This is a genomic window from Clostridium collagenovorans DSM 3089, assembly GCF_900130005.1.
GTDB lineage: Bacteria > Bacillota > Clostridia > Clostridiales > Clostridiaceae > Clostridium_D > Clostridium_D collagenovorans.
This window is the reverse complement of sequence record NZ_FQXP01000006.1, coordinates 311,242-329,142: the sequence shown is the minus strand read 5'-3', so window position 1 is coordinate 329,142 and position 17,901 is coordinate 311,242. Positions and strand designations below refer to the sequence as shown.

General features: G+C 29.2%; 11 protein-coding genes. 3 read left to right on the top strand and 8 right to left on the bottom strand.

Annotated elements, in window-relative coordinates; all coding sequences use genetic code 11:
* Both BUA48_RS09590 and BUA48_RS15585 read left to right on the top strand, forming a co-directional pair.
* A partial coding sequence (locus BUA48_RS09590) for a ferritin-like domain-containing protein (RefSeq protein WP_072831836.1) occupies positions 1-447 on the top strand: 447 nt, incomplete at its 5' end.
* A gap of 614 nt (positions 448-1,061) precedes the next feature.
* Positions 1,062-1,217 (top strand): hypothetical protein, encoded by a 156-nt coding sequence (locus tag BUA48_RS15585; RefSeq protein ID WP_178138968.1) that lies wholly within the window; start codon positions 1,062-1,064, stop codon positions 1,215-1,217.
* 247 nt (positions 1,218-1,464) lie between these two features.
* Here the strand turns inward: BUA48_RS15585 and whiA are convergent, their stop codons facing one another.
* The 8 genes from whiA to BUA48_RS09550 form a co-directional block, all read right to left on the bottom strand.
* Positions 1,465-2,412 (bottom strand): DNA-binding protein WhiA, encoded by a 948-nt coding sequence (gene whiA / locus BUA48_RS09585; RefSeq protein WP_072831835.1) that lies wholly within the window; start codon positions 2,410-2,412, stop codon positions 1,465-1,467.
* Between the two features lie 8 nt (positions 2,413-2,420).
* Complete coding sequence (locus BUA48_RS09580; protein WP_072831834.1) at positions 2,421-3,743, bottom strand: gluconeogenesis factor YvcK family protein; 1,323 nt, start codon at positions 3,741-3,743, stop codon at positions 2,421-2,423.
* Positions 3,740-4,624: an RNase adapter RapZ gene (gene rapZ, locus BUA48_RS09575; RefSeq protein WP_072831833.1), complete on the bottom strand. Its 885-nt coding sequence runs from the start codon at positions 4,622-4,624 to the stop codon at positions 3,740-3,742. The genes BUA48_RS09580 and rapZ overlap by 4 nt, the downstream gene beginning before the upstream one ends.
* A 221-nt stretch (positions 4,625-4,845) precedes the next feature.
* Positions 4,846-5,760: a UDP-N-acetylmuramate dehydrogenase gene (murB, locus tag BUA48_RS09570; protein WP_072831832.1), complete on the bottom strand. Its 915-nt coding sequence runs from the start codon at positions 5,758-5,760 to the stop codon at positions 4,846-4,848.
* 91 nt (positions 5,761-5,851) lie between these two features.
* On the bottom strand, positions 5,852-6,616 hold the full coding sequence (locus BUA48_RS09565; protein WP_072831831.1) for a phosphatase: 765 nt from the start codon (positions 6,614-6,616) through the stop codon (positions 5,852-5,854).
* Positions 6,617-6,914: 298 nt separating this feature from the next.
* On the bottom strand, positions 6,915-8,795 hold the full coding sequence (gene uvrC / locus BUA48_RS09560; protein WP_072831830.1) for an excinuclease ABC subunit UvrC: 1,881 nt from the start codon (positions 8,793-8,795) through the stop codon (positions 6,915-6,917).
* Positions 8,788-9,408: a metal-dependent hydrolase gene (locus BUA48_RS09555; protein WP_072831829.1), complete on the bottom strand. Its 621-nt coding sequence runs from the start codon at positions 9,406-9,408 to the stop codon at positions 8,788-8,790. Before BUA48_RS09555 ends, uvrC begins: the two co-directional genes overlap by 8 nt.
* Before the next feature lie 406 nt (positions 9,409-9,814).
* Positions 9,815-13,246, bottom strand: a complete 3,432-nt coding sequence (locus BUA48_RS09550) for a pyruvate carboxylase (protein WP_072831828.1) — start codon at positions 13,244-13,246, stop codon at positions 9,815-9,817.
* Positions 13,247-14,210: 964 nt separating this feature from the next.
* Between BUA48_RS09550 and BUA48_RS09545 the strand changes: the two genes are divergently transcribed.
* A complete protein-coding gene (locus tag BUA48_RS09545) occupies positions 14,211-17,873 on the top strand; it encodes a leucine-rich repeat domain-containing protein (protein WP_072831827.1) in 3,663 nt (1,220 codons plus the stop codon).
* Positions 17,874-17,901 lie beyond the last annotated feature (28 nt).

Sequence of the window (17,901 nt, the reverse complement as noted above, 5' to 3'; positions counted from 1 at the left end):
ATAGAAAAAACTGAAGGATTAGCTTGGGCTGATGAGCACAGAGTAGGAATAGCTAAAGATGTAGATCCAAGAATCCTTGAAGGATTAAATGCTAACTTCATGGGCGAGTGTACAGAAGTTGGAATGTACTTAGCAATGAGTAGACAAGCTGATAGAGAAGGATACCCAGAAGTTGCTGAAGCTTACAAGAGAATAGCTTGGGAAGAAGCTGAACACGCTGCTAAATTCGCTGAATTATTAGGTGAGGTTGTAGCTGCTGATACAAAAGCTAACTTACAAGCTAGAGTAGATGCTGAGCACGGTGCTTGTCAAGGTAAAAAAGATTTAGCTACATTAGCTAAACAATTAGGCTTAGATGCTATCCATGACACAGTACATGAAATGTGTAAAGATGAAGCTAGACACGGTTCAGCTTTCAACGGTTTATTAAACAGATTCTTCAAATAGAATCTTAATTTAGAAGTGTCATTCACCTTCTATAAAATAAAGGATTGAATATTAATAGTGTATAACCACTTATCTTTTCCCCCTCAGTGAAAAATAGGGGTTATACACTATATATAATCTTTATATCGATAATTTAAAATAATATTATTATGTCCTCTAATTAAATACATTATTTAATTCCACATAAACATAAAAATTAAGGAAACTATTTATAATAGTTTCCTTATATTTTTATGTTTTTTACTATTTTACACCATAAATCTCTATTTTAAAAATTTTCACTTAAAAAGTTCACTTTATTAACACTTAATCCCTTTTTTTTATACAATTTTTTTTATATACTATATATAAGAAAGTCTTTTAAAGCTTTTATATATTTTTTAATTAAATATTATATTAGCTTAATGCCTTATATGAAGTACCTTTATAATCAACTTGCTATATCCATATATTTGTTTTTTATAACCTTTTATAAAATAAAAAATAAATATTTTATATGGAAAATTGGTATTAGAAAATTTATAATGTGGATAGAATTTCAATAAGCTTAATTTTAAAAGTATTTATTGTTTTAGTTTCTCTTATTACATATTTCATGGAAGGAGTGTTATCTTATGAAAAAGACTACAAAAAAGGCTTTAATTTTAGGGGCATTATCAGGAGCATTACTTTATATCGCTAAAAAAACTAAGGACGAAGGAACTATTTCCTTTGATAAATCAGAAGAAAATGCAGACGGCTTTATAACAGTTCCTCAAGCACAAGACTAAATAAAAATTAAATATCAGTACGATTTAAATAAAACAAGAAAACACCTAAAAGTAACTTATTACTCTTAGGTGTTTTTAACTTTAAATCAACTACTTATCTTTTAGTTATTTTCTTTACTCTATATAACATTTTAATCTCTTCTCTTTTATCTTGTACTTTATCTCTATCTTTATTTTTTATCTTTGAATCTCTTTATCTATACCTTTACTTCTTTTATATTTTAATTTTTCTTTCTTTATAAGTGTCTTACTTCTCGCCTTTTAATTCTCCAGCTATTTTCTCTATTCTTCTTAGTCTATGATTAACTCCTGACTTTCCTACTGGTGGATCAAGCATCATTCCTAATTCCTTAAGAGCTTCATCTGGATACTTTAATCTAAGTTCTGCTATTTCCCTTAAATTCTGTGGCAGCCTTTGAAGTCCTATTTCTCTTTCTATAAGCTTAATACTTTCTATTTGTCTACAAGCTGCATTAACTGTCTTACTTAAATTAGCTGTTTCACAGTTTACTAATCTATTTACGTTATTTCTCATTTCTTTCATTATTCTAACATTTTCTAAATATAACAAAGATGTATGAGCTCCTATGATGTTTAATACATCTACTATTTGCTCTCCTTCTTTAATGTATATTACAAAACTATTTTTTCTTTGAATTACTTTAGAAAATAATCCGTAGGTATTAACAACTCTACTTAGATTGTTAGCATACTTTTCATTATGAGTTACAAATTCTAAATGATAAGTTTTTTCAGGATTACTTATACTTCCCCCACCTAAAAATGCTCCTCTTATATATGCCTTACGCTTTTCGTCAGTATCAATAAATTCACTTGGTATACTGTAGTCTACAATGAAACTATCAGATTCCTCTAAAACTCTTATTTCCTTTAAAAACTCTTTTACATTCATATCCTCTGTTATAACAACCATATACACATTGTTTTTCTTAAGAGAATTACTTCTTCTAACCAATAATCTAGTGTGTATACCAAAATATTCTTTTAGTACCTTAAATATAAATCTAGCAATAGCAGCATTTTCTGTATTTACTTTAAAGCTTACTTGCTTATTAGCTCCTAGAGCTATTGAGCCACTTACTTTCATAATACCAGATAAAACAGAAATGGCTTCTTCTTTGCTAGTAATAGGTACTCTGCATGCTTCTCTTTTAACTTTTGCTGAAAATGACATAACTATTACTACTCCCTACTTTTCTTTATTTCTTTTAACTTACTTGATAGATAAGCTCTACTTTTCATATCCTCTAAGTTTTTTTCTAATATTGCACTCATTATTATATCAGATAACTTCTCTGTGTCATGTCTTAAATAACCTTTTTTTATTTTTACAAAATTGCCTTGTATAATTCCTACACCTAATTCTTGTAGTTTATCCTTATCTAATAATACTAATTCTGATCCCTTATCTAAATACTTATCTCTAAGTCCTTTACTTACTTCACCAGTATTTACTATAACATCGTCTATTATATATTTGCCACCATGATTTTGTAGAGCCTTCACATGATCTGATACTGTATAATTATCACTTTCCCCTGGTTGAGTCATTATATTACAAACGTACATCTTAAGAGCTAAGGTGCTTTCTAATGCATCTCTAATACCATCTACTAGTAAATTAGGAATAACGCTTGTATATAAACTTCCTGGCCCTAATATAACTGCATCAGCATTCATAATTGCTGAAACTGCCTCAGGTAATGCTTCTGCATTCCCTGGTTCCATAACAATTTTATCTATACTACTTTTTTCTTGTAAAGCTGTACTTGGAATTATAGATTCACCTTGTACTACTTTCCCATTTTCTAAGACCGCTTTTATCTTAACATTCTCTAAAGTAACTGGAAGTACATTTCCTGTTACCGCTAAAACTGAGCTCATTTTTTGAACTGCTTCCATAAAATTATCTGATATTCCATCCATAGCTGCTAAAAATAAATTTCCAAAACTTTGTCCTTTTAATGCACCATCTTTAAACCTGTATTGCAGTAGTTCTTCCATAACAGGCTCTGTATCAGCTAAAGCCAAAATACAGTTTCTGATATCTCCAGGGGGAAGCATACCTAAGTCTTCCCTTAAAACTCCAGAACCACCACCATCATCAGCAACGGTTACAATAGCAGTAATATTAGATGTATATTTTTTAATTCCTCTCAACATGGTAGATAATCCTGTTCCACCACCTACTACAACTATTTTAGGCCCTTTAGATAAACTCCTCTTTTCCATAACTTTCCCCATTATTTCATTAGAGCTTACCTTACCCTTGCACATTTCAAGGTTTATTGTTTTAACTATAGCATTTACTGTCTTTATTGCAGCTAAAATAATACCCACACTACCTAATAACACAAAGAACAATGATAGTATTATCTTTTCTTGTGTACTATTAGGTGTTACAGCAATAAGCATTCCACATATTATAAACATAAGTGATAGGAATCCCATGAATATCCATCTTTTAATTCCTATTTTATGCTTTAACCAAAAACTTAGCTTCATAGCTTGCTAACTCCTCTATTAAAATCCTCTTCAATATCTCTATGGTCAATACTTACAGCGTAGGATTTACTTTGTAATGTTTTATAAATTTTATTAGCTATAGTTACTGAACGATGTCTACCACCTGTACATCCTATAGCCACTATAAGTTGTCTCTTTCCCTCTTTTTTATAATAAGGAATTAAGAACTCTAGCATATCACTTAATTTATTTAAAAATTCTTTTGTTTCATCAAAGGAAACCACGTAATCACTTACACAGGCATCATTACCTGAGAATGGCTTAAGCTCTTTAATATAAAAAGGATTTGGTAAAAATCTAACATCAAATACTAAGTCAGCATCTACAGGAATACCATATTTAAATCCAAAGGATAATACAGTAATCATCAATTCCTTTTCTATTTGTCCCTCTTCTCCATAAATTTCAGTTATTTTTTCTCTTAACTGTCTTGCAGATAATTTAGAAGTATCAATTATATTATCTGCCATATCCTTAAGTTCTCTTAATTTTTCTTTTTCTTTCGAAACTCCAGTAGTTATTCTTCCATCTGGTGCTAATGGATGTTTTCTTCTAGTTTCTTTATATCTTTTTACTAAAACTTCATCTTGAGCTTCTAAATAAAGTACTTCTAATTTATGTCCCAAGTTTTTTAGTATATTAAAACTCTCTATTATATCGTCAAAGAAAGCTCCCCCTCTAATATCTATTACTAAAGCTACTTTCTCTATTTTTCCTTCTCCTCTAGAACATGCTTCTACAAACTTTGAAATTAAAGTTGGTGGCAAATTATCTACGCAAAAGTATCCTAAATCCTCGAAGGCTCTTACAGCTTGTGTTTTACCTGCACCGGATAAACCCGTTATTATTACAAATCTCATATGCCTTACCCCCTTCTGCCTTGTAATTTAATTTTCATTTTTATTATATCATAATTACCCATATATTTTATAATATGCATGAAGTTTATTTATACTATATGCTTTCCTAAATTTCAATTAAAATTCTATTTTACTTCAAAAAAATAACTCTTTTAAGCGTAAAACTTAAAAAGAGTTATTTTTGTAAAATCACATAAATTTTTAATCTTATTTCAAACTAATTAATCTTCACCTAAAATTTTAACTTCAGTTTCTAAGGTTACATTATAGTCATTATATACTATATCTTGCACCTTATGAATTAGCTCTAAAATCTCTGTTGCTGTTGCATTCCCTTTATTAATTACAAAGCCTGAATGCTTTTCGGATACCTGAGCTTCTCCAATAGAATATCCCTTTAATCCTGAATCCTGAATTAACTTACCTGCAAAATATCCTTCTGGTCTTTTGAAAGTACTTCCAGCTGAAGGGTATTCAAGTGGTTGCTTTTCTCTTCTCATTTTTGAGAATCCAGCTATCTTTTCTTTTATTTCTGCATAGTCTCCCTTTTCTAATGAATATGTTGCTTCTAAAACAATATATCCTTTTCTAGAAACTATACTATTTCTATAAGTTAGTTCTAATTCTTCTTTATTTAATGATATTATATTCCCTTTATCATCAATTACTAAAGCACTTTCTATTACTTTAGAAATATCTCCATCATAAGCACCAGCATTCATTGCAACAGCTCCACCTACAGTACCCGGTATACCTGATGCAAACTCTAATCCCTTTAAAGATTTCTCAGCAGCAGCTAGAGATACTTCTATTAATGAAGCACCACACTGAGCTATTGCCTTATTCTCCTCAAAGCTTATGTTTTTTAATTTAGTTAGTTTAATTACAACACCCTTTATACCACCATCTTTAACTAATATGTTTGACCCCTTACCAAAGATATAATAAGGCATATTATGAGTTTTACAAAGCTTAATTATATTTCTTACCTCTTCATAACTCTCAGGTGTTACAAAAATCTCAGCATTACCACCAACTCTAAAAGTTGTATGATTTTTCATAGGAACATCAAAATTTATATCAGATTTCTCTAATATTCCTTCAAGACCTTGTATAAAAACTTCTTTTTGAAACATCCCTTACTCCTTATAAACTTGCAAATTATTTTCAATACTTAGTATATGTACATATACTATAAAATGCTAAACTAGTTATACTAAGTTTCGTTTATTCCTTATTAAACTTTACGCTATGCTTTAAAATTGTAAGCTCAGGTAATTTCCCCTTTGCTTTTAAATATCTTAGAATTTCTTTATAATCTGTATTGATTATAAGTTCCTCTGGCATAGCAATTTCCTTTAATACCTCTCTTACTGCATCAAATTTTCCTATTTGACCACAATAATGAGCGTCGCTATTTGCAACTACTCTTACTCCATATTCCTTACAAAGCTTTGCTATCTTAATACAGTTTTTTTCACTACCAGCTCTGGATGTTACAAAAGAACTATTATTAAGTTCTATTATTTTATTTTTTTCCTTAGCTTTTTTAACGAATTCCTCTAAATGAATAGGAAACGCAGGGTTACCTGAATGACCTATAATATCTACATAAGGATTTTCCATTACCTTAAGAATAGTCTCTGTATTTTCATCAATATTACCTGGCTTTATGCAAGGTTCATGGAAACTTGCTATAACATAATCTAGCCCTTCTTGTAACCATGGTTGTATATCCAAATTACCGTCCCTATCAATTATATTAGCTTCACAACCTCTTAGCAAGATTACACCATTAACAACTCTAGGTAATATTCTCATATTAGAAAAATAATAGTAGTGTGGAGCACCTGGCATACTTGGTCCATGTTCTGTACTTCCCAATACTCTTATATCATTTTTAGCACAATAATCTAAATTCTCAAATAAAGTATTATAAGCATGACCGCTAACAATACTGTGCGTATGTAAATCCACTGAAAATCTTTCCATTTGTCTCCCTCCTATCCGTATAAAATCAATAGGACACACTGTTTTTTTTATGTTCATAGCTATTATACCATGTTACATATCAATAACAATCTTATGTTAGAATTTTGCTACTATTAAAACTTTCTTACTTTATACTAAGATAATTCTTAAAATTAAGTAGCTATATTAAAGTAGTTTTATATGCTTTGTAAATTAAAGCTTTTATTTTTATTATGCCCATATAATCCTAAAAATTAAACCTTAATCCTCCGCATATTATATTATAATCTTACTATTTTTTAAAAGTAAGTTCTAGTCTTTAAATCTTATTATACTCTACATTTCCTTTAAAGTATTCTATTAAACTAATTGAAGACTTTTCAGTCATGGAAGGCGTATCCATAAGTTCTTCCAAAGAAGCCTTCTTTATATTATCTACACTTCCAAACTTCTTAAGAAGTTCTCTTCTTCTTTTTTCTCCTATATTAGGTATACCTTCTAATACAGATAATAAAGTTCGCTTATCTCTTAAACTTCTATGATATGTTATAGCAAATCTATGAACCTCATCTTGAATTCTTGTAATTAAATGCATAGCTTGAGAATTATTTTTTAATGGAACTTCTATATTATCACAAATTAATCCTCTTGTCCTATGTTTATCATCCTTAACCATGCCACAAACAGGAATTCTTATATTTAATTCATTTAAAACCTCTAAAGCTATATTAACTTGCCCTTTTCCTCCATCCATTAGGATTAAGTCTGGGAACATAGAAAACTTAGTTGCATCTATATTCATTTCATTTTCTTGAAGTTTTCTTATTTCATCAAGTCCATGAGTAAATCTTCTTTGTAATATTTCACGCATACTATCATAATCATTTGCACCTTGAACAGTATTTATTTTAAATCTTCTATAATCACTATTCTTAGGCTTTCCATTTTCAAATACAACCATACTTCCTACTGAATCCATACCCATTATATTAGATATATCATAGGATTCTATCCTCTTAGGAATCTCTTCTAATCCTGCTGCATCTCTTAATTCCTGCAAAGCTTTATCCTGAATAGCTTTATCCAAGGCGATCTTCTCCTTGAATTGCTCCAAGGTAATTTTGGCATTATTTTTTACCATTTCTAAAACTTTTCTCTTTTCTCCAATTTGCGGAACCTTTATATTAACTTTGTATCCAGCCTTTAGAGAAAGCCACTGAGCTATAATCTCTTCATCATTTAAAACTGATACATATATATTCTTAGGAATAAATGCTGTACCTCCATAGAACCCCTTTATAAATTCTGTAAGTACTTCTCCATCCTCTATATCTGCTGTATTCTCAAGAGTAAAGTGCTCTCTACCTGTTATTTTTCCATCACGTTGGAAGAAAATTTGCACACAGGTATCCTTCTCATCCTTATAAAAATCTATAAAATCTTCATTATTAAAGTTATCAGAAACTATTCTTTGTCTTTCTGAAATCTTTTCTATTGCTAAAATCTTATCTCTTAATTGTGCTGCCTCTTCAAAATTAAGATTTTCTGAGGCAATACTCATTTCTTTCTTTAATTCTTCAACTATAGACTTATTCTTTCCATTTAATAAATCCATTATCTCTTTGATTTTCTTTCCATACTCTTCTCTTGAAATATGTTTACCACAAGGAGATAAGCATTTTCCAATATGATAATTTAAACATGGTCTATCTGGCTTATTAGTTTCCTTTATATTCTTTTTACATGTTCTTAAAGGAAATATTTTTTTTATCAATTCCATAATATCATATACCGCTTTTCCATCAGTATATGGTCCTAAATATTTAGCTCCATCATTAACAAAGTTTCTAGTAATAAATACTCTAGGAAACTCCTCTTTTATGGTTATTTTAATAAAAGGATAATATTTATCATCCTTTAATAAAATATTGTATCTTGGACTATATTTCTTAATTAAATTACACTCTAATATAAGTGCTTCAACTTCAGAATCAGTTACTATATACTCAAACTCTGCAATATGCTTAACCATGGCTTTAACCTTCTCACCATGATTTTTATTACTCTGAAAATATTGCCTAACTCTATTTTTTAAAACCTTAGCTTTTCCAACATATATAACCTCACCTAAGGAGTTTTTCATAAAATATACTCCAGGTTTATCAGGTAAAATTTTTAACTGATATTCAAAATCAAACATACCACATCATCCTTTCCGGTCCAGTTAGAATGTAAAGTATATATCCAAAGATAGCTAGTAATAAAAATTTTTCTATTAACTTTCCATCCTTTGATCCAACCTTATAGGTTAAAGGCATTTTATACTTTTTGTTGCTAAAAGGATATAATAAAGGGACCCCATGCTTAGTAAACATGTCTCCTATTAAATGACTTCCGTATCCTAAAAATACAGCAGTTACTACAAAGTCTGCATTATACTTTTCTCCAAAATAAGATGCTATAACAGTAAATATAGTAAGACCAGCTAAACTATGACTTATTCCGTTTCTATGAGAGTTTACGCCAGCGCAAAATAAAAACATACTTAAGCATTGTAGTGCTGGTTCCTTAAAATAATTGTAATCTAGCCACAAAATTACACTAGCTATACATATATAAATAAACATTTTTGTAGTTTTATCTTTTATAGGCAGTATATATTGATTAATTATGCCCTTAGGGTGGTCGATATCTGGAAGTAATGCTATTATTGCCGCTATTATTAGACCTATTATGTTAAATTTCCCGGGTAATTTTCCCCAAGAAAATACATAAGCAAAAATACCTAATCCAACATGGGTTTTCCCTTCCATCAGTTTCTCCTTAATTTAAAATATCTACTCCTAATATTCTACATTTTAAACTTTCTTAATCATCCCTATTGAGCAGTATTTTTATAATTTAATTATAGTAATTCAAAAATATTAAATTATTTTCAAAAAAATAATAGTAGAATATTATAATATTCTACTATTTATTATACCACTTGTGAACATATATTCTATTATTTATAATTAAAATTTATATTTTTTTAATTACTATTAAATTATTCTTCTATATAACTTATGGTAATTTTCTTACCTAAGGATAATTATAATTACCCTTAGGTAAGTTTATTTACTTAACCTACTAAACAATCTTCATTCTATTTAAAAGTAACATTCATTATAGTATAAACATAACCCTTATTAGAAATGTAGAATCTTATTTAGATCTTATTTATTTAAATTTAACTAATAGCTCATTTTCTATTACTTTATTGCCCTCTGCTACATGAATTTTCTCTACTGTTCCTGATACGTTAGAAACAATTGTAGTTTCCATCTTCATAGCTTCCACAATAATTATTGGTTGATTTGGCTTAACCTTATCTCCCTCTTTAACAAGAATCTTACTTACTGTACCTGGTATACAAGAACCTAATTGCATCTTATCACTTGGATCTGCTTTTAGTTTTCTGTCCTCTTGTACTTCTAAGCTATTATCTTGAATTTCTATTTCTCTTACACTACCATTGATTTCAAAGCTTAATGTTCTAAGTCCTTTTTTATCTGGATCTGAAATATCAATAAGCTTAATTACTAATGTTTTTCCTTCTTCTATTTCTATTTCAGTTTCTTCACCTTTACTTAAACCATAGAAGAATACATCACTTGGCAGTTTACTTACATCATTATAAACATCTATATATTTAGCAAAGTCATCATATACCTTAGGGTATAATGCGTAACTTAATATATTTCTACTATTTGGACCAACTTTTAATTCATTTTCTATATGCTGTGATATAGCTTCAAAGTTTTCATCCGCTAATAATTGTCCTGGTCTTACTGTTATAGGTTCTTCACCCTTTAGAACTATTTTTTGAAGATCCTTTGGGAATCCTCCATCAATTTGCCCCATCATACCCTTAAAGTAATCTACTACTGATTCTGGGAATGATAAAGAGTCTCCCTTAGTGTTAATGTTTTCTGGAGTTAATCCATTTTTCACCATAAATATAGCCATATCTCCTACAGCCTTAGAAGATGGTGTTACCTTAACAATGTTACCCATTAACATATTAGCTTCTTTAAACATTTGCTTAACATCTTCAAATTTATCCTCAAGTCCTAAACTCTTAACCTGTGGTAATAGGTTTGAGTATTGTCCTCCTGGTATCTCAAGTTTATAAATTTCTGAAGAAGGTGTTTTTAATTCTGGCTCATACTTAGAGTATATTTTTCTTACACCCTTAAAGTATTCACTTACCTTAATAACTTCATCTCCATTTAAGCCTGTATCTCTTTCTGTATTTTTAAGAGCTTCTAAAACAGAGTTCATAGATGGTTGACTTGTAAGTCCTGACATTGATTCAACTGCTAAGTCAACAATATCAACTCCAGCCTCTGCTGCCATTAATACTGTACTTACTCCATTTCCTGTACTGTCATGAGTGTGAAGATGGATTGGAATTTTAACCTCTTCCTTAAGTGCAGATATTAAAATCTTAGCTTGGTATGGTTTTAATAAACCTGCCATATCCTTAATTGCTAAAATATGAGCTCCTAAACTTTCTATTTCTTTAGCCATTTTTACATAGTATTCTAAAGTATATTTCTTTTCATTTGGATCTAATATATCACCAGTGTAGCACATAGCTACCTCTGCAATTTTTCCAGTCTTTAGAGTTTCTTCTATAGGCATCTTCATATTTTCTACCCAGTTTAAACTATCAAAGATTCTAAATACATCTACACCTTTTTCAGCAGATACCTTTATGAATTCTTTTACAACATTGTCTGGATAGTTTTTATATCCTACAGCATTAGATGCTCTTAAAAGCATTTGTATAAGAGTGTTTGGCATAAGCTCTCTTAATTTTTCTAATCTTCTCCAAGGAGATTCTTTTAAAAATCTGTATGCAACGTCAAAAGTCGCTCCACCCCATGCTTCAACTGAAAATAACTCTGACATATTTTCATTTACATATGGTGCAATTTTTGCTAAATCATTAGTTCTCATTCTTGTAGCAAACAATGATTGGTGCGCATCTCTCATAGTTGTATCTGTTACATAAAGCTTTTTATCAGTTAATATTTTTTGTGTAAAGTCCTTAGCACCCATTTGTAATAGTAAATCTCTATTTCCTACCACTTCAATTCCCTTAGTTTTAGGAAGAATTATTTTATCAAATTCTGGTTTTTGACCAACTGATTCATTTACTATTACATTACTTATATATTTCAGTACCTTTGTTGCTCTGTCTTTACCCTCTTTTATTTCAAATAACTCTTTAGTTTCTTCTATAAACTTTGTATAACATTTACCATCAATAAATGTTTCGTGATTTAATATATTAATTAAGAAAGCAATGTTAGTTTTAACACCTCTTACTCTCATTTCTTTTAAGGATCTTACTGCCTTTTTAGCAGCACCTGCAAAGGTTCTATCCCAAGCTGTTGTTTTAACTAATAAACTATCATAGTATGGTGTTATTTCAGCTCCTGAGAACCCATTTCCACCATCTAGTCTTATTCCAAAACCTGAACCTGTTCTGTAAACACCTAATTTTCCGTAATCAGGCATAAAGTTTTTGCTTGGATCCTCTGTAGTTACCCTACACTGTATTGCATATCCTCTAACTTCAATATCATCCTGAGATTTTATATTTATTTCCTCTGAAGCTAGGGGGTGACCCTCTGCTATTAATATCTGTGATTGAACTATATCTATTCCTGTTATCATCTCAGTAACAGTATGCTCAACCTGTATTCTTGGGTTCATTTCTATAAAGTAATAATTTCCACTCTCATCTACTAAGAATTCTAAAGTTCCAGCATTTTTATAATTTACTTCTTTAGACAACTTAATAGCATCATTTAAGATACTTTCTCTTAATTTTGCTTCTAATGAGAAAGCTGGTGCAAATTCTACTACCTTTTGATGTCTTCTTTGAAGAGAACAATCTCTTTCATATAAGTGAACTATATTTCCATAAGCATCTCCTAAAATTTGAACTTCTATATGCTTAGGATTTCTAAGGAATTTTTCTATAAATATCTTTTCATCTCCAAAGGCTTTTTTAGACTCTCTAATAGCTTCATTAAATTCTTTTTCCATATTTTCTGAGGAATTAACAACTCTCATTCCTCTACCACCGCCACCATTAGCAGCTTTTAAAATAACTGGATATCCTATTTCTTCTGCTATTTCCTTTGCCTTCTCTGGTGTAGCTATAGCATCCTCAACACCTGGAATTATAGGAACATTACATTTTTTAGCCACAATCTTGGAACTAATCTTGTCTCCCATTCTTTCCATTGTTTCTGCATCTGGTCCAATGAATTCTATTCCATTGTCTCTACACATTTTAGCGAACTTAGGGTTCTCTGATAATAAACCGTACCCAGGATGTATTGCATCTACATTTTTAGCCTTAGCTACCTTTATTATCTCTTCCATATCTAGATAAGCATCAATTGGTCCTTTATTCTTGCCAATTAAGTATGATTCATCAGCTTTAGTTCTAAATAATGAATATTTATCCTCTTTTGAATATATACCTACTGTTCTGATACCTAACTCTGACAATGCTCTAAATACTCTTATAGCAATTTCCCCTCTATTAGCTACCATTACCTTCTTAAACTTTCTTACTTGTATATCCATTAGATTTATGCCCCTTTCGTTCGTATTTTACATTTTTTTATTTTTAATTTCCACTCTTAGAAATTTTTATTCCACAATAATAGTACAACCTATTTCTTAGTATAACATGCAAGTTATTTTTGTCAATCCTTCATTTGAAATTTATATTACCTATTTTTTTATTGATTTTCACTAATACTTTCTATAATATGCTAGTTTTTTCACTTCTGTTCGCAATTATTAACATTAATTTATTTCATTTGTTGCATTTAAATTATTAAGTTAAAGATTTTTAAATTTAATATTATAATTACTTTTTCATAAACTTATTTTTACTTTTCATCATAATAGTTCGTGTTTTAATGTTGTATATTATCTTTTTATAGCTTTTTTAAAATTAACTTCTAATATAAATGTAGGTTTTATTAAGGTAAAAAAATTATTTCTATAATTTATAATAACTTTCTATTAAAAGTAAAACGTAAAACTATTATATATAAAGCATAATAATTCACTTTTATAACTTTCTATGAGCTTAATTTAACAATAGTATATAAAAATTATTAATTCCCTACATTCTTAATAATTCTTGTATTGATTCTACAATGAATGTTATTTTTAAATACGATGAAAATTGTTTAATTGTTTATTAGAATATATAAAAACATTATTTTACTAGCTACATATAATTATGCCTCTATCTTTTGAAGCTATCCCTTATATATCATTTTTAAGTAAATCCCTAATTTTTTAACTAATTTTATAATTTTTTTAAAAATAACCTAAAAAAATTATAAAAAATCTAAAAATCCTTTAAGAAGTTTCAATTGAAAATTGATATCATTTAGCCAATGTATATGAATTTAATTAATAGTCAAAGAAATAAAAATCTCATTGTATTACTTTAAAAATCTAAAAATATATCTCTATGTTTTTATAATTCTAAAGTAATGTATATAAAAATATAACATCAAGGAGTGGTCATATGAAAAATGTAAAAAGATTTAATAAAGGTATAAGTGCTCTTGTAACTGCTACTTTAATAGCAGGTGCTACCCCTCAAATAGCCTTTGCAGCTACAAATAATGCTGATTTAGGTAATGCTTCAATGTCAGATTCAAATAACAGTGATTCTAAGTACATCAATGTATCTTCATTGCCTAAAATTGAAAGTACAGAACTTGGTCAATTTTGGGAAAGTTATGATAAGTACAGAATTAGTTTTCCTGGAACATCTAAAGAAGAGTTTCCTAAGTTTGAAAAATATGTACAAGCCATAAATGCTACAAATGACATAACAGTTAATGGAATTAAGTACGATAACGTGGAAACTGTGGATAAAAGAGATAGCTATAGCTTTGGATTGTTAGGCTTTGACCTTAATCCAAGTGCATTTACTGAGGATATCAATACCATCCTTATTAAAGCCAATAGCTATAATACTATGAAAATAAAAATAAATAAAGACGGAAGTTTTGTAAGCCAAGAAGAAATAAAATCCTCAACTTCTGATAATACAAATGATAATTCATCTACAGATTCAACAAAACCATTACTACCTACAGTTGAAAAGGTAGAATACAGCAAATTTTATTCTGATTTCATGAAATGTAGAATAAGTTTTATTTCTCAAACAGATGATGAGTGGAAATCAGTAAATTTATATAGAGAAGCACTAAATTCATCAGGTGAAGTTTTAATAAATGAAATTAAATATAATAAGGATACTGATGTAAGTAAAGAAAATACTTTTTCTTTTTCCCTAACTGGTCTTGAAGTTAATCCAAGTGCTTTTAAGGAAGGTTTAAACACCATTACATTAAAGACTGATAACTATAAAGATTTAAGTTTTAAAATAAATAAATTTGGTGAAACTATGAATCTTTATACTTCTTCCGAGGATAAAGATAGTACTACATCAGAAAACCCTAAACCATCTGAAGACATTGTCACTGACTCTACTACAACTCCTCAATGGAAAGAAGTAAGCTCTTTACCTAAAATAACAAATACAAGATATGGTGAAATTTATGGTAGAGTTGAATACGAAATAACCTTTGATAAGGATGATGCCTTTAGCAAATATTTAAAGGCTGCAGATCCTGATAATCCAAATACTAAACTTGCAGAGTTAACTGTAAATGGAGTTAGATATCATGACAACTTTAACTTTGGTATAAATGAATATCATTTAAGCTACATCGGTGGATTAGAGTTAAATGATAAGTCCTTTAATCAAGATCTAAATACAATAATTCTCAAAGTAGATGGCTATAATGATATGAGAATTAAAATAAAAAAAGATGGAACCTTAATAAGCCAAGAAGAATTTTCATCTGCAACTGTGGGAAGTGAAAATATCCAACTTATTATAAGAAAAGATTTATATTCATCTTCAGGTGAAGCAATCAATTTAATGGATGATGTACTTGCTTTTGCAAGTGGAAAGGAAAAAATCGACTTAACTGATAAGGTAACAGTTGATGTAGGAAACTTAGATATTCAAAATCCTAAAGCTGGTACTTATGAAGTAACTTATTCCGTTACTTATAATGGACAAAGTAAAAGCCTTAAGAGAAAAATAATTGTTTCTAATGACACTATACCTACTGATAATCTAGAAGATGGTGTTTATACAATAGGTTTCAAAGCACTTAGATATGACATTCCTGAAAATGAATCAATGCTTGGTGGATTCTTTGATGAAAAAGTTAAGGTTACAGTTGATAATGGTGAAATAACTTTAACAATGCTAAATATCATGCATGCTAGTACTTTACTTGATTTTTCTGTTGAAAGTAATGGCACTTACTCATCTGCTAAAGGTGAATTTAAAGGCGAAACAGATAGTAAAGGCGAGTATCAATTACAAACTTTCGAAGTTCCAGTATCTGATTTAACTTCTGAACATGTAGCTGCTGTACTCGTTGGAATGATGGGTGGTTCTAAAAATGATATAGGAAATTACTCAAAGTATACTAAGGCAAGACTTGTTTTTAATAAGAATTGTTCTAAGGGGTGGGATGGATTTAATAAAGACAAAGAAATAGTAGATAGTGCTAAAGAATTTAATAAGGCATTAATATCAGCTGATTTAGACATTGATGGTGATGGAACTGTAACTGATACTGAAATATCAAAAGCTAAAGGTGTAATTGCTTTATCAGGGAAAAATATAAAAGATATCTCAAGACTTAAGAATTTAGGTAGCGACGTTACTGAATTATACTTAAGCGGAAATAATATAAAAACTTTACCTAATGGTATTTTTGATAATTTAACTAACTTAGAAAAATTATCTTTAAGTTCAAATGGTATTTCTGAACTGCCAGAAGGTATATTTGATAAGTTAACAAAGTTAGAAGAGTTATCCTTATCTCAGAATTATATCACTGAACTCCCTAATGGAATATTAGATAATTTAAAAAATCTAACTTCTTTAGGTTTCACAGAAAATAAGTTAACTAAACTACCAGATAATATTTTTGATGAATTAACTTCTTTAACTGGCTTGTTTTTATACGATAATAACATTAAAAATATACCAACAAGTATTGGTAAGTTGAAAAATCTAACTAATTTATCAATGAACAAAAATAAGATTGAGATTGTACCTGAAGAACTAGGTGAGCTTAGCAACTTAACTAAATTAAGCTTAAACAACAATCTTATAAAAGAAATTCCAAATAAGGTTTATAAAAACCTTAAAAATTTAACTAACTTTGATATATATGATAATGAATTAACTTCTGTTCCTGATAATATTAAAGAGCTATTACCTAAGGTCTCTTACTTTGACTTTAAATTAAATAAACTTAGTAAGAAACCTTCTGTAGCTGAAGATAAGTTTTATCCTCAAAAAGATGCATTTAACTTAAATTTGACAGCTGACAATGGTGTCTTAACATGGACTCAAGACTTATCATCACTAGATATTTATATTTGGTCAACTTATATGGATACTTCAAGCTCTCTTGAGGAGTATACTACAAACTTAAATGGCAAAACTTCTGATGAATATTTACGTGAAAAAAGTAAGGATTGGAGAATTATAACTGAGATACAAAAGAAAGATTCTCAAGGTAAATACGTTACTTTAGAAACTTTATCTAAAGAAAATGAAAAAGATAATACAAAAGCAAGTTATTCCGATAAAAATATGAAAGATGGAGATGAGTATAAGATAGTTAAGTCTCTAATTTCAATGGGTGGTTTTGAAAACAGAATCTTTACTGATATGGCTATTACTAAATATACTAGTACTAATGACAGTGACTCCAATACTACTGTTGATCCAAAACCAGATGTTACACCTGATACTAGTATAGATAGTACACCTGATAGTAATTCAAAGGATGACAATAATGTTAATTCCAATACTAATAAGGATGTAAACACTAATACTAAAGTTACTGATACTACTAGTGACAATACTAACACTAATAATATTACTAATAAAGAAGTTGCAAATTCTTCTAAACCTCAAGTAACTATAAAGAGTGAAGAAGACTCAAAGCAACATACACTTAAAGAATCAAAACTACCTAAAACAGGCTCTCCATTTAATGGAACTGTTTTAGCAAGCTTAGGAGCAACATTATCAGCACTAGGCATTGTATTAAATAAGAAGTCTAAGAAAAAACAATAATGAAAAGGGACTGTTGCAGATTAATTTA

What these genes read in the sequence shown, in the direction of transcription:
- BUA48_RS15585 (WP_178138968.1), top strand. Translation starts at nt 1,062, where the DNA reads ATGAAAAAGACTACAAAAAAGGCTTTAATTTTAGGGGCATTATCAGGA.
- whiA (WP_072831835.1), bottom strand. Translation starts at nt 2,412, where the DNA reads ATGTCATTTTCAGCAAAAGTTAAAAGAGAAGCATGCAGAGTACCTATT.
- BUA48_RS09580 (WP_072831834.1), bottom strand. Translation starts at nt 3,743, where the DNA reads ATGAAGCTAAGTTTTTGGTTAAAGCATAAAATAGGAATTAAAAGATGG.
- rapZ (WP_072831833.1), bottom strand. Translation starts at nt 4,624, where the DNA reads ATGAGATTTGTAATAATAACGGGTTTATCCGGTGCAGGTAAAACACAA.
- murB (WP_072831832.1), bottom strand. Translation starts at nt 5,760, where the DNA reads ATGTTTCAAAAAGAAGTTTTTATACAAGGTCTTGAAGGAATATTAGAG.
- BUA48_RS09565 (WP_072831831.1), bottom strand. Translation starts at nt 6,616, where the DNA reads ATGGAAAGATTTTCAGTGGATTTACATACGCACAGTATTGTTAGCGGT.
- uvrC (WP_072831830.1), bottom strand. Translation starts at nt 8,795, where the DNA reads ATGTTTGATTTTGAATATCAGTTAAAAATTTTACCTGATAAACCTGGA.
- BUA48_RS09555 (WP_072831829.1), bottom strand. Translation starts at nt 9,408, where the DNA reads ATGGAAGGGAAAACCCATGTTGGATTAGGTATTTTTGCTTATGTATTT.
- BUA48_RS09550 (WP_072831828.1), bottom strand. Translation starts at nt 13,246, where the DNA reads ATGGATATACAAGTAAGAAAGTTTAAGAAGGTAATGGTAGCTAATAGA.
- BUA48_RS09545 (WP_072831827.1), top strand. Translation starts at nt 14,211, where the DNA reads ATGAAAAATGTAAAAAGATTTAATAAAGGTATAAGTGCTCTTGTAACT.